The organism is Streptomyces caeni, from assembly GCF_042678285.1.
Classification (GTDB): domain Bacteria; phylum Actinomycetota; class Actinomycetes; order Streptomycetales; family Streptomycetaceae; genus Streptomyces; species Streptomyces caeni.
On sequence record NZ_JBHUDX010000002.1, the window covers coordinates 1 to 13393 of the forward strand.

10 protein-coding genes and 2 pseudogenes are annotated in these 13393 nt (G+C 71.5%); 8 read left to right on the forward strand and 4 right to left on the reverse strand.

The window, feature by feature from the left end:
• Positions 1–669: pseudogene (locus ACFSL4_RS00615) on the forward strand (serine/threonine protein kinase); the annotation flags it as partial.
• A 3-nt stretch (positions 670–672) separates the two neighbouring features.
• Here ACFSL4_RS00615 and ACFSL4_RS00620 read toward each other — a convergent pair.
• Positions 673–1467 carry an SGNH/GDSL hydrolase family protein gene (locus ACFSL4_RS00620; protein ID WP_381076904.1) on the reverse strand — a complete coding sequence of 265 codons (795 nt, stop codon included), beginning with the start codon at positions 1465–1467 and terminating at the stop codon, positions 673–675.
• Positions 1468–1754: 287 nt separating this feature from the next.
• On the opposite strand from ACFSL4_RS00620, the gene ACFSL4_RS00625 reads away from it, so the two are divergent.
• From ACFSL4_RS00625 to ACFSL4_RS00645, 5 genes are all read left to right on the forward strand, one after another.
• On the forward strand, positions 1755–2177 hold the full coding sequence (locus ACFSL4_RS00625; RefSeq protein WP_381076906.1) for a hypothetical protein: 423 nt from the start codon (positions 1755–1757) through the stop codon (positions 2175–2177).
• 451 nt (positions 2178–2628) lie between these two features.
• Positions 2629–3447 (forward strand): glycosyltransferase family 2 protein, encoded by an 819-nt coding sequence (locus ACFSL4_RS00630; protein ID WP_381076909.1) that lies wholly within the window; start codon positions 2629–2631, stop codon positions 3445–3447.
• Positions 3444–4448, forward strand: a complete 1005-nt coding sequence (locus tag ACFSL4_RS00635) for a glycosyltransferase family 2 protein (RefSeq protein WP_381076911.1) — start codon at positions 3444–3446, stop codon at positions 4446–4448. The genes ACFSL4_RS00630 and ACFSL4_RS00635 overlap by 4 nt, the downstream gene beginning before the upstream one ends.
• Positions 4445–5245: a polysaccharide deacetylase family protein gene (locus ACFSL4_RS00640; RefSeq protein WP_381076914.1), complete on the forward strand. Its 801-nt coding sequence runs from the start codon at positions 4445–4447 to the stop codon at positions 5243–5245. Before ACFSL4_RS00635 ends, ACFSL4_RS00640 begins: the two co-directional genes overlap by 4 nt.
• Positions 5238–8879 (forward strand): lipopolysaccharide biosynthesis protein, encoded by a 3642-nt coding sequence (locus ACFSL4_RS00645; RefSeq protein ID WP_381076916.1) that lies wholly within the window; start codon positions 5238–5240, stop codon positions 8877–8879. The genes ACFSL4_RS00640 and ACFSL4_RS00645 overlap by 8 nt, the downstream gene beginning before the upstream one ends.
• A gap of 191 nt (positions 8880–9070) precedes the next feature.
• Here the strand turns inward: ACFSL4_RS00645 and ACFSL4_RS00650 are convergent, their stop codons facing one another.
• Both ACFSL4_RS00650 and ACFSL4_RS00655 read right to left on the reverse strand, forming a co-directional pair.
• A complete protein-coding gene (locus ACFSL4_RS00650; protein WP_381076919.1) occupies positions 9071–9604 on the reverse strand; it encodes a hypothetical protein in 534 nt (177 codons plus the stop codon).
• Positions 9605–9709: 105 nt separating this feature from the next.
• Complete coding sequence (locus tag ACFSL4_RS00655) at positions 9710–11131, reverse strand: GH39 family glycosyl hydrolase (RefSeq protein WP_381076922.1); 1422 nt, start codon at positions 11129–11131, stop codon at positions 9710–9712.
• Positions 11132–11297: 166 nt separating this feature from the next.
• On the opposite strand from ACFSL4_RS00655, the gene ACFSL4_RS00660 reads away from it, so the two are divergent.
• Both ACFSL4_RS00660 and ACFSL4_RS00665 read left to right on the forward strand, forming a co-directional pair.
• Entirely contained in the window at positions 11298–12392 is a 1095-nt protein-coding gene (locus tag ACFSL4_RS00660) for a DUF5925 domain-containing protein (protein WP_381076924.1), read from the forward strand.
• 29 nt (positions 12393–12421) lie between these two features.
• A complete protein-coding gene (locus tag ACFSL4_RS00665; RefSeq protein WP_381076926.1) occupies positions 12422–13213 on the forward strand; it encodes a DUF72 domain-containing protein in 792 nt (263 codons plus the stop codon).
• A gap of 58 nt (positions 13214–13271) precedes the next feature.
• Here the strand turns inward: ACFSL4_RS00665 and ACFSL4_RS00670 are convergent.
• A pseudogene (locus ACFSL4_RS00670) lies at positions 13272–13393 on the reverse strand (GntR family transcriptional regulator); the annotation flags it as partial.

The following is a 13393-nucleotide window of genomic DNA, read 5'->3' on the forward strand; positions in this document are numbered from 1 at the left end:
ACCGCGCCGCTCGCCCCGCCCGCGCCCGCGGGCCGCCCGCGCGACCGCCGGGCAGCCGTCGCCCTGGTCGCGGGCGTGGCCGCCCTCGCGCTCGCCGCCGCGGGGCTGACGTACGCCCTCATGAACCGTGACAACGGCGGTGTGGGCAAAGCCGGTACGAGCAGCGGACCCGCCGACGGGGGCGTGGGCGGCGGGAGTCCGAGCAGTGGGCGGGAGAGCACCGGCACGGCCACCGCTCCCACCGGCGTCTCCGCTTCGGCCACCGGCGGCGGTCGTACGACGAGCCCGCCCGCCCAGTACGTCCGGGTGACGGTCACGGGCACGCACACCGACTACTCCGGTGCCTGTCCTCCACCGGAGGCGCAGGCGCCCACGTTCACGGCGACGTTCACGGTGGGCAGCGTTCCCGTCGACGTGTCCTACCGCTGGGTCACCGTGACGGGGCAGCTGTCGGACCAGGGCTGGAAGACGTTGTCGTTCGCCGCGGGCGAGGGGAAGACCAAGCAGACGCGGGTCGTTGTCACCGCGTATGAGACGGGTGCGGCGCTCCACGACGGGATCGGCGTCGAGGTGCGCGACCCGGTGCACATCACGTCCGACTCGGTGCCGTTCACGGTGACGTGCGAAACGGAGACCCCGACGGGCGGGGCCTCCCCTTCTTCTTCCTGACCGTCAGGCCGCGCTGTTGAGCACGGGCAGGTAACCGCTGGACTGGCCGCCCGCGGTCGGGTGGTAGGACTCGCCGATGTTCAGCCAGTTGACGCTGTGCAGCCAGGGGCTGCCGGAGCAGATCTCGTGGCCGCTGAAGGTGGTGCGGACGTCACCGAAGGTGAAGCCGTGGTTGGCCGCGCGCTTGGCGATCGCAGCGTCCATGTAGGCTGCCGCGTCGTTGATCGCGGACCGCTTGGTCTCGGAGAGCCCGATGCAGCTGGTGCCGAGCTTGTAGAAGCTGGGGTAGCCGAGGACGACGACGTGGGCCGAGGGCGCCTTGGCGCTGATCGCCGAGTACACGGTGTCCAGCCGGCCGGGCAGGGTGGAGTCGACGTACGCCCTGGCCGTCGCGATCCGCGACAGGCAGTCGTTGTCGTTTCCGAGCACGCAGGTGAGCATGACATCGGCGAAGCCCGCGTCGTTGCCGCCGATGCTGATGGACACAAGGCTCGTGGAGGAGTTGAGGGGGCCGAGCTGGTTGTTGATCACATCGGTCGTGACGGCACCCGAGCAGGCCATGAAGTTGAACGAGGCCGGCGAGTGCGCGGCCTGCCACAGGTAGGGGTACGCCTTCGTGCTGCGCTTGCAGTCGCCGCTCTCGCTGGTGTAGCTGCCCGCACCGACGCCCGAGGAGTAGGAGTCGCCGAGGGCAACGTAGTTGACGCCCGCCGCCTGCGCCGTGCCGGCCCCGGCCAGGGCCAGTCCGATGGCGAGGAAGAGTGAAGTCACGTATGCGGTAAGTCTGAAACGTCTCATGGAACCTCCCTTTAGCAGGATCTCTGCGTCAACTTTGTTATCAGCTACGCGTGTTGACTGGAAGTGTTCATGCCAAAATTGTTGAAGACCGGCCAGTGCCGAACAGGCCGTTTACCTGGGGCGCCGAGCCGGCAAGCATGCCCATGACACCTAAAGGCGCGCTTGAAGACCCCTCGGATCAAAGGCGGACCGGCACACGTGCCCACCGTTTGCGCGTCTTGACGGCCCCCTGTTCGCTGCGCGACATTGAAGCCCGGCATCCGGCGCTTCGGGGGGCAAAGTCGCCAATGCAGACCTTACGTATCAAGCCACCTTCATCAGGCGGGGACGGACGGCCGGGACGGGATCCGGGGAGAGACCTGATCCCCCTGCTCGCGGGCGCGGCGTTCGCGGTCGCGGGGGTCGGCGCGATCCTCGCGCTCGTCGACGCGGGTTCACCGCTGCGCGGCCCGTTCACCCTGTTCTTCCTGCTCGCCGCACCGGCGACGGCCGTGGGAGCCGCCCTGCGCGGACTGGACCCGCCGGCCCGCGCCGTGGTGTCCGTCGCGGGAGCGATCGCGGTCGACCTGCTCGTCGCCCAGGGCATGCTGGTGGTGCACCGGTGGTCGGCCCGGGGCGGAATCCTCGCGGTGACCGTGATCAGCTGCGTCGTTCTCCTGCCGGCACTGACACGACGGCGGCGCCGCCGTGCGGCGGGAGAAGTGACCTGACCCATGGGACGGCTGACGCGGCCGGAACTCTTCGCACCGGCCGGCCATATCCCCAACGGATGAGGAAAATCCGTTCGAGATATCAAGTAACGGTCATACCAATAAAAATGAGGGGGACACCACAGGTCTTGCCGTAAAGTCGCAATCGTCAATACCGTCGTACATCCACCCGCATCGGTCCATCATCAAGCGGCTCCAGGGGAGGGCTCAGGTACCGCGATGGTTCCGGTGCGGGGCGCGGTAGGGGGGTGCCGTGCTCGGTGGCCACGTCGGGCCGAGCCGTGCCGCGCGGTCGGCTGCCGTCTTCCCGGCAGACGGCCAGGTTTGCCAACTCACCCGGCCTGTACGGAGATCCTTTCGGCATGCCGTAAGTGAGAACCCCCCTTTCGAACCGGACACGAAGCCGGACCGCCCAGGGGCGGGCGGTCCACCGGACGAGAGGGACCCGACCATGAGCTCTGCGCTGCGCCCGGCTTTCCCGGGCCAGGATCCGTTAACGCCGGGAAAGTACCGGCCCGTCTCCACTCACCTGGCCATCGCGCCGCCGGTGAGTGTCGTGATCCCCGCAATGAACGAGGCGGAGAACCTGCCCTACGTCTTCAAGACCCTTCCCGAGTGGATACACGAAGTTGTTCTCGTCGACGGCAATTCCACCGACGACACCGTCGAGGTCGCGCGTGCGCTGTGGCCGGAGGTTAAGGTCGTCGGGCAGCGGGGCAAGGGCAAGGGGGATGCCCTGATCACCGGGTTCCAGGCGTGCACCGGCGACATCATCGTGATGGTCGACGCGGACGGCTCGGCCGACGGCCAGGAGATCGTCAGTTACGTCTCCGCCCTGGTGTCCGGCGCCGACTTCGCGAAGGGCTCACGGTTCGCCAACGGCGGCGGCACCTCCGACATGACCCCGGTCCGCAAACTGGGCAACCGGGTGCTGTGCGCGATCGTCAACGCCAAGTTCGGCGCCCGCTACACCGACCTCTGCTACGGATACAACGCGTTCTGGCGGCACTGCCTCGACGAGATCGACCTCGACTGCACGGGCTTCGAGGTCGAGACCCTGATGAACATCCGGGTGGTCAAGGCGGGTCTGAAGGTGCAGGAGATTCCCAGCCACGAGTACCTCCGCATCCACGGCACAAGCAACCTGCGGGCGGTGCACGACGGGTTCCGGGTGCTGAAGGTGATCCTCAAGGAGCGCTCCAACCGGCGTGCGCTGCGCCGCCGTCCTCATGCGACCGCGCTCGACTCGGGGCAGGGAGAGGCGTCTTGAGCGGTCCGGACATCTCCGTGGTGATCTGCGTCTACACCGAGGACCGCTGGGAGGACATCCTCGCCGCGGTCGCCTCGGTGCGGGCGCAGTCCCGCCCTGCGCGCGAGACGCTGCTGGTCGTGGACCACAACGAGACCCTGCTGGAGCGGCTGGTCGGGGAGTACAAGGAGGCCGGGGAGGTCCGGGTGCTCGCCAACGCGGGCCCGCGCGGCCTGTCCGCGGGCCGCAACACCGGCATCGCCGCCTCGCGCGGGGAGATCATCGCGTTCCTCGACGACGACGCCGTGGCCGAGCGCGACTGGCTGGGGCACTTCGCCGCGGGGTACGAGGACCCACGCGTGATGGCCGTCGGCGGCCGGACGACGCCGATCTGGGCGTCGGGCCGCCGCCCGGCCTGGTTCCCGGAGGAGTTCGACTGGGTGGTGGGCTGCACCTACCGGGGACTGCCGCCCGGCCTGATCCGGGTGCGCAACGTCCTCGGTGGCAACGCCTCCTTCCGCCGCACGGCCTTCGAGGCGGCGGGCGGCTTCGCCACCGGCATCGGGCGCGACGGCGGCCGGCGGCCGCTGGGCTGCGAGGAGACGGAGCTGTGCATCCGCCTGACCCGGGCCAGGCCCGACGCCGTCCTGCTGATCGACGACCGAGCGGTGATCCACCACCGGGTGCCCGAACCGCGCGAGCACTTCGCGTACTTCCGTGCCCGCACCTACGCCGAGGGCCTGTCCAAGGCACTGGTGGCCCGCAGCGTCGGCTCCTCCAAGGGGCTCGAGTCGGAGCGCCGCTACACCACTCGCGTCCTGCCCCTCGGGGTGGCCCGCGGGCTGCGCGACACCCTGCTGGCCCGCCCCGGCGGAGCGGGCCGGGCCGGCGCGATCGTCGCCGGAGTGCTCACGGCGGCGGGCGGGTACGTCCTGGGGAGCGTTCGGGCACGCAGGAGCGGGGCGCGGTTCTCGGTGGTCCCGGTCGGCCGGACCCCCGACGGCGAGGGGGGCGCACCATGAACGACCGGGCCGTGCCCATCCTCATGTACCACTCGGTCGCGGCGGAGCCCAACGAGGCCACGCGCGGCCTGTCGGTGGCACCCGGCGCCTTCGCCCAGCAGATGGCCCTGCTCGCGGACCTGGGCTGCACGCCCGTCACCGCGGCGGCACTGGCGAGGAGTTGGCGGGAGGACGCACCGCTGCCCGGGCGGCCCGTCCTGATCACCTTCGACGACGGCTACGAGGGCGTGCACCGGCACGCCCTCCCCGTGCTCGCCCGGCACGGCTTCGCCTCCACCCTGTTCGTCTCGACCGGCTGGATCCGCGGCGCCTACGACACCGGCGGCGGCCTGGACACCATGCTGGACTGGGACCAGGTCCGCGACCTCGCGGGCGCGGGGTCCGAGATCGGCGGGCACAGCCACACCCATCCGCAGCTCGACCAGCTCTCCGACGACGCGCTCCGGTACGAGCTGCTGCGCTGCAGGGACATCATCGCCGACGAACTGGGCGCCCCGCCGGAGTCGTTCGCCTACCCGTACGGCTACTCCAGCCGCCGGGTGCGCCGCACGGTGCGCGCCTCGGGCTACCGGCAGTCGCTCGCCGTCGGCAACGGGCTCGCGCGCCGCCGCCAGGGCCCGTACGCGCTGCAACGGGTCACCGTGCGCCGCAGCACCGGCGCCGAGGAGTTCGAGCGGCTCGTCCAAGGCCGTTCGATCACCCGCGCCTTCGCCAGGGACCGCGCCCTCACCAAGGGGTACGCCGTGGTCCGCAGAACACGCCAGGTCCGCCGGAAGGCCATCCGTTCCCGTGTCTGACACGACCACCACAGCCCAGGCATCACCGACCCCGGCCGGGGCGCCCGACCGCTCCGGCCGCCGCCTGCGCCTGCCCGGACGCGGCGGGGGCGGCGGAGGCAGCCAGTTGTTCCGCAACGCCTACGCGCTGATGCTCAACACCGGTATCTCCGCGGTGCTCGGCCTCGGCTACTGGCTGGTCGCGGCGCGCTACTACTCCGACGCCGCGGTCGGCCAGGGCTCTGCCGCGATCGCCGCGATGAAGCTCCTCGCCGGGCTCACCGCGGTCACGCTGACCGGGGCTCTGGCGCGCTTCGTCCCGGTCTCCGGACGCGCCACCGGCCGACTCATCTTCCGTACTTATGCGGGCAGTTGCCTGGTCGTGGCGCTAGCCGCCGGGGTCTTCCTGCTGACGCTGGACACGTGGGGGCCCTCCTACCGTTTCCTGCACGGTCCCGTGAACGGGCTCGGCTTCATCGCGGCCGTCGTCGCCTGGAACCTGCTCACGCTGCAGGACGGGGTGCTGACCGGGCTGCGCAGCGCGCTGTGGGTGCCGGCGGGCAACACCGTGTTCTCGGCGGTGAAGCTGGCGCTGCTCATCGGGCTGGCCGCGGCCATCCCGGCGACCGGCGTCTTCGTCTCCTGGATCGCGGCCATCGCCACCTCCGTGGTGCCCCTGGGCTGGCTGGTGTTCCGGCGCCTGGTGCCCCGGCACGCCGAGGCGACCGAGGGGCACGCACGCCCGCCCTCGCTGAAGGAGATCGGCCGGTTCCTGGCCGGCGACTACACCGGCTCGCTGTTCTCGCTCGCCGTGGTCTACCTGGTCCCCGTGATCGTGGCCTCACAGGTCAGTTCCGAGGACAACGCGTACTTCTACATCACCACCACCATCGGCGGCACGGTCAACCTGCTCGCCATCAACATGGGCGCCTCCCTCACCGTCGAGGGCTCTCACGATCCGGCACGGCTCGCCGCCGACACCCGGGCGGCGCTGCGGCGCATGGCCCGGATCATGCTGCCGGTGTGCGCGCTGCTGTTTCTCGGCGCGCCCCTCATCCTGCGCGTCTTCGGCGAGGGCTACGCCCACGCGGCGACCCCGCTGCTGCGCTGGTTCGCGGTCGGCGCACTGCTGCGGGTGGTGATGGAGACCTACTTCGCGGTGCTGCGCGCCCAGAGCCGCACCTCCCCACTGGCCTATCTCCAGGGGCTGCTGTGCGTCCTGGTGCTCGGTCTGACCGTGCTGCTGCTGCCCCGCATGGGGCTGACCGGCGCGGGTGCAGCGGAGATCTCCAGCCTCTCGGTGATCGTGCTGATCGCCGCGCCGAGGCTGTTCAGGATCGTGCGCACCGCGCCCGCGGACGCCGTACCCGAGGACGCGGCACCGGACGGGGACCTCGCCGACCTGGGGATGCGCGAGGTCCCCGCGCCCAGGAGCGGCCCCTCCTGGGCGAAGAAGCTCGACGCCGACACGCTCGCGCTCGGCGTCCACGCGGACTTCGATCACCAGGAGCGCCGCCCGGACGTACGCCCGGGTCCGGGCACCCCGCCCACGGGAACGCCGGCGGCGCGCGAGGAGCGCGAACGGCCGGCCAGGCCGCCGGACGACCCGTGGCGGCCGAAGCCGTCACCCTCTTCCGGCCCTCCGGGCGGAGCGCTCGTGCTCGGCTGTCTGCTCGTCTCCGCGCTCCTGCTCTACTGGGTCCCCGCACTGAGACTGGACGACGCCTCGCTCGACCGGATGGGCGGCCTGGGCCTGATCTCGGTCCTGCCGGTGCCCACCCTCGCCGGGGCGGCACTGCTCGTCGTGGTCTTCGCCGCGCTGCTGTGGCGCGGCCGCGAGTCCAGGGGCCTGCTACCGGTCACCCTGCTCGCCACGGTCGTGTCGCTGCACGCGCTGCCCGCGGTGATCGAGACCGAGCCGCGGTTCGCGACGGCGTGGCAGCACCTCGGTTTCCTCGACTACATCGACCGGACCGGGTCGGCCGTACCGTACCTGGACGCGCGCTGGAGCTGGCCGGGCTTCTTCGCGGTGGCCGCGTTCGTGGCCAGGGCCTGCGGGGTCACCGACCTGACCGAGGTCATCCGCTGGTGGCCGACGGCCCTGCAGCTCCTCTACCTGGCGCCGGTGTTCCTGCTGCTGCGCTCCCTGCGGGCGGGCTGGCGCGCCAAGTGGGCCGGTGTGTGGATCTTCGTGCTCAGCGGCTGGGTCGGCCAGGACTACTTCTCCCCGCAGGGCTTCACCTATCTGCTCTATCTGGTCTTCGTGGCGATCCTGCTGGTGTGGTTCCGCGCGCCGCGCGTGATCTGGGCGACGGTGCGTCCCGGCGAGGCGGAGGTGGAGCCGGCCGACCGCAGCCGGCGGGCCGTGCTGCTGATGGTGCTCATCGGCCTGTTCGCGGCGTGCGTCCCGGCTCACCAGCTCACCCCGTTCGTGATGCTGGGCGTGCTCGCGGCGCTGGTCCTGGCCGGCCGCTCCGAACTGCGCGGGCTGCCCCTTCTGTTCGCCGTGCTGGTGGCGTTCTGGGTCGGGTTCATGGCCGAGCCGTACTGGTCGGGGCACTTCAGCGATCTGTTCGGCGGGGTCGGGGGCGTCGGCAGCAATGTGTCGACGTCCGTCTCCGGCCGCATCCAGGGCGGCAGTTCGACGCACAAGCTCGTGCTCTACGCGCGTGTGCTGCTCGCGGGCGGGGTGATGGCCCTGGCGTGCTGGGGCTGGTGGCGCCGGCGCGAGCACAAGTACCGCGAGCGGTCGCTGCTCGTGCTCGCCTTCGTGCCGTTCCTGGGCTTCGGCATGCAGTCGTACGGCGGCGAGATGGCGCTGCGTGTCTTCATGTTCGCGCTGCCGGGAGCGGCCCTGCTCGGCGGGCTCGCACTCTTCCCGCGTACCGGTGTGACGGCCGACGAGCGGGACAGGGACCGGGTGAGCCTCGCCCCGGTCGCCGCCCTCATGGCGGGCCTGCTGCTGATGGGCGGCTTCCTGGTGGCCCGCTGGGGCAACGAGCCGTTCGAGCGGATCCGCCCGGGCGAGGTCACGGCCATGGACTACGTGTACGCGCACGACGACCCGACGGTACGGCTGCTGTGGCTGAGCAACGACACGGTCGACAACGTGACACCGGCGATGCCGTGGGGCGCGAAGGACATGGAGAAGGTCCAGTACGTGCCGACGCTCGCGCCCACCGATCCGGTGCTGGTGTCCGGACTGGTCAAGTCGCTCAAGGACGCGGGCCCGAACTCGTACCTCATGGTCAACCGCAGTCAGGTGACCTATCTCCGGCTCGACGTCGGCTACTCGGCGACCTGGGAGAGGCGGCTGATCACGAACCTGGACGGGCGCCGGGAGCTGAAGAAGGTCCTCGCCAACGACGACGTGACCCTGTACACCCTGCGCAGGCAGCCGGTGGGCGAGATCGCGAAGCCCCGGCCGGGCCCGATCGGCCCGCGGGTGACCTGGACGCCGTGGTCGGTCGTCGGGGGACTCGCGGCCCTGGCGCTGGCGCTGCTGCTCACCGCGCGCGAGGTGGTACGGGTGGCGGTGCGGCCGGGTGTGCGGCGGCTTCGGTGGCTGCAGAGCAGCTTCTGGTTCTCGCTGCCGCTGCTGGCGCTGCTGCTGGCCTCACTGGTGCAGCGGTTCCTGACGATGGGGAAGGGCTAGGGGGTGTTTCGAAAGTCCCGCGCAGCACCCACGGCGCCCGGCACGCTCCCCCAGGCTCTCCGAGCAGGGGGCACCCCCACTCGCCGCACCGGCCGGAACCCCGAGTACGTCCGGTACGAGGGCTTTCGTCCGGCACGCCGAGAGCACGCACCGGACACCGCGGGCACCGCACAGGACTTTCGAAACACCCCCTAGAGCTCCAACAGGCGACGTTCGCCCCGTCGCGACGCCCGGCACGCTCCCCCGGGCTCTTCGAGCGGGGGGGCACCCCCACTCGCCGCACCGGCCGAAAGCCCGGGTACGTCCGGTACGGGGACTTCCGGCCGGCACGCCCAGAGCACGCTCCCCCACTCCCGGCTCCGCTCGCGCGGGCGGTGCCCCCACGACGCCGCCCCCCGACGGGCGAACGCCGCCTGCCGGGGCACTGACACTCCGTCAGATGGATTCCTGTTGACCAGGGCGAACAGGCGGAGCGAGACGTGTTCGACATCAGGTCGGACTGGGTCCGCGAGGACTCCTGGTAGGTCGTCGTCGGACACCCAGAAGTCGCCGGTTCGCAGATGCTCGATGTCCGTGCCGCGGGGATCACCGCTGATGCAGAACGCCCAGGAGTGCTGGATCTCTGCCGCGAGCAGCAGCCAGGCGCCGGCGTACTCGCCGGTCTCGATCCTTCCGGCCCTTCCGTTCTCAGGCCAGGATTCCCCGTCCACCACCATGGTGCCCATCGCCTCCGCCTCCGGTGGGGCCCGGCCGCTGCCCGCAGGCCGAACGGCCTTGCGGCCGGTGCGGCGGGAGGAGGCGAGGCGGCCGCCTCCCCGCCCTCGGCAACGTCACCGCCGCAGCCACTTCACCTGATACCCCCTCATGTCGAACCGCCTGCCGTCGATCCGCGCGCTGATCGTCCGATCGAGCGTGTTCACCACGAGGACGACCTTGTCGGTTGCGAGCACGCGGACATCGGGCACGTCGTCCCGGGCGACCGGCACCGTCCGGTACACCGTGCCCGGCGGGAACTCCCTGCCGAAGCGGGAGACCAGGTCGTACATGGGCAGGGCTCGGCCGCCGCCGGCAGTGTCGGTCGGGGTCCACAGACAGCCGGCGCAGTCGGTGCCCTTGCGTGCCTCAGGGTTCCAGTAGAAGCCGGAGGAGGCGCCACCCTCGACCATGGCGATCATTCCGGCTGCCTGCACGGCGACGCGGTGGTCCTCGCTCCAGCCCGTGCGGTTGTCGTCGGCGTCGCCCGGTTCGACGTAGTACTCGGCCCACCACAGCGGCAGGCCCCCGGTCCGCCGCCGCACCCACGTGCCGACGGCCGTGAGCTTGTCGGTGGCCGCGAACTCGTCGGGCAGCAGGTCGTCGTCCCTGGTGTAGCTGGAGCCGTCCACGACGACGAAGTCGGCTCCCGACTTGTGCTCGTTCCAGTAGTCGAAGGCGTCCAGGACCCGCTGGTCCATGGCGCCCCACGGGCCCCGCACGGTCGTGGAGGCGTCCTGTTCCTGCCGCGGGTCGACGCTGTCCATGACGAGGTAGGGCCCACCCACCATGATCTTGTCGTTGACCTTCTTGAGCGCCTTGTAGACCAGGTTGTACAGCCTGGTGTAGCCCTCGTAGTCCCAGCGGCCCTCGGAGTCGTTCCAGAAGCCCTTGAACTCGTTCCAGACGATGAAGTGGCGCACGTCCGGGTAGCGCCTGGCGACGGTCGCGGCGAGGGCGGCGAAGTCCTCGTAGTGGTCGGGCGTCGGGGCGGTCTCCAGGGCGGACTGGCTCCAGTCGGTGTTGCCGGCGCCCGCCGTGCCGCCCTTCATCCAGTCGGGGGCACAGCACAGGGTGATGACGGGCGTGCCGCCCGACGCGCGGACGAAGTCGATGCGGCGGTCCATCGCCCCGAAGTCGTAACGGCCCTTGACCGGCTCGGGGTTGTCCGCGCCCCAGCCCATGATGTGCTGGTTCTGCGGCAGCGCCGTCCGCGACAGCAGCCCCTCGACGCGCGCGGTGGCGCCGGCGCTGCCCTGGTCGGCGCTGTACTGGGTGTGGGTGAAGCCCCAGCCCACGTCCGGTCCGGTCCGTTCGGGCACGGGGGCGGGCGTGCCGTGCACCTTGTCGCCGTCGGGGGTGGTCCCTCCGGTGCTCGCGCCGTTGCCGGGCAGTGTGCTGATCAGCGTCACCACCAGGGCCAGAGCGGCCGCGCCCACGCCGAGCAGTGCGGTGAGGCGCCACCGCAGTGTCCCCGAATTCCACCCATGACATCCCATCAGGGGCAACGGTAACGGGGCGCGTCCACCGGACGACAGATCGCGTCGTGCGACAGCCCGGTAACAGGACGTACGGGATGGGCCGGAAGCACGGAACACGGCCGACACTCCCGGCGGACCGTGGAAACCGGGTGCGCGGGGCTCCCGTGTGACAGATCATGGCGGCATGTCTGCGAACCCATACGACGCTCTGCCGATCCGGCTCAACGTCGACGACAGCGACTCGCCGTCCGATGTCGTCGACGCGCTGTTCCTCGGCCGCTTCGCTACGGGCGAGCAGCCGTACTCGCACGCCGCGAACATCGACCGCGTGCGGTCCGGTGCCTCGCTCCTGCCACCGGGCGCCCGGGTGCTGCGGATCGCCCGCGACGACGATCGCAGCGCGACGCTCGCCGAGGGCGACGGATGGACGCTGCTGGTCTCCCGCTGGAACCGCGGCGCGGACGTCACGGTGACGGCGACCAGCGCCGAACTGGCCGAGAAGGTGCTGAACCAGGCGACGGACGGCGCGGCGGACGAGCCGGAGCCGCAGCCGGAGAACGTGACGATGGGGTTCTGGTACGTGTCGCCGCGGCGCGGCCCGCACCGCACGACCCGGCAGATCTCGGCGGGCACCTGGGAGGAGGTCCGCGCGAACTACACGGCGCCGGTGGCGGACGCGATGGACCGGCTGATGAAGACGACTCCGGAGGACATCGCGGGCCGGCTGCTGCTGCTCCACGGCCCTCCGGGCACCGGCAAGACCTCGGCGCTGCGCACGCTGGCCCGCTCGTGGCGCGACTGGTGCCAGGTGGACTGCGTCCTGGACCCGGAGCGCCTGTTCTCCGACGTCGGCTATCTCATGGACATCGCGATCGGCGAGGAGGACGCGGCGGGCAAGGGCCGCTGGCGCCTGCTCCTGCTCGAGGACTGCGACGAGCTGATCCGCGGCGAGGCGAAGCACACGGCGGGCCAGGCCCTGTCGCGCCTGCTGAACCTGACGGACGGCCTGCTGGGGCAGGGCAGGAACGTCCTGGTGGGTGTCACGACCAACGAGGACCTGGAGCGCCTCCACCCGGCCGTCGTCCGCCCCGGACGCTGTCTGGCCCGCATCGAGGTGGGCCCGCTGACCCGCCCGGAGGCCGTGACCTGGCTGGGCCGGGAGGAAGGCGTGGGCCGCGAGGGAGCGACCCTGGCGGAGCTGTACGCGCTGCAGCGGGGGACGTCGCCGGCGTCGGTGCCGGACCAGCGGGCGGAAGCGGACGCGGGGCTGTATCTGTAGCAGACCGCTGACGGTGCTTTGATGGAGGTATGACCCTGTTCGTCGGCACGTCGGGGTGGCAGTACAAGGACTGGCGGGACGTCCTGTACCCGGCGCAGGTGCCCGTGCGGCTGTGGCTGGAGGAGTACGCGGCACGGTTCGCCACGGTCGAGATCAACAACGCGTTCTACCGGCTGCCGTCCCGCGAGGTCTTCGAGAGCTGGCGCGAGCGCACCCCGCCGGACTTCGTCGTCGCCCTCAAGGCGAGCCGCTATCTGACGCACATCAAGCGGCTGCGGGAACCCGAGGAGCCGGTGAACCGCCTGATGACCCACGCGGCCGGACTCGGCGACCGTCTCGGTCCGGTTCTGCTGCAGCTCCCGCCGACACTGCGCGCGGACCCCGCGCTCCTGGACGACTGCCTGGCCTGTTTCCCGTCCGGCACCCGGGTCGCGGTCGAACCGCGCCATGACTCCTGGTGGACGCCCGAGGTGCGCGGGGTGCTGGATGCGCGGGGAGCGGCGCTGTGCTGGGCCGATGTGCTCTCGCGCCCGGTCACCCCGCTGTGGCGGACCACCGACTGGGGGTATGTCCGCTTCCACGCGGGCCGCGCCGAGCCGTGGCCCCGGTACGGCCGCCGGGCCCTGACGTCCTGGGCGCACCGCATCGCGGCGGCCTGGCCCGACGGCCGCGACGTCTACGCGTACTTCAACAACGACCCCCATGCGGCGGCGGTCCTGGACGCGACGGCGTTCGCCCGCATCGCGACGGCGGCGGGCCTGCGGGCGACCCGCGCACCACGAACGCTGCCGACGCGGACACCGGCCCCGGCGCGGCCCTGAGCACACGCCCGCCCGCTCACCCAGGCCGCGGCGCGGTACGGGCGCGCCGCGCCTCCCCCTACTCCCGGTACGCCGCCCGCAGCGCCTCCCGGATCGCCGCCAGGCCCTCGGACTCGCTCAGGCCGAGGCGGCGCACCCGCTCGGCATAGTGGGCGGCGGCGGCCGCCGCCTCGCGCACCG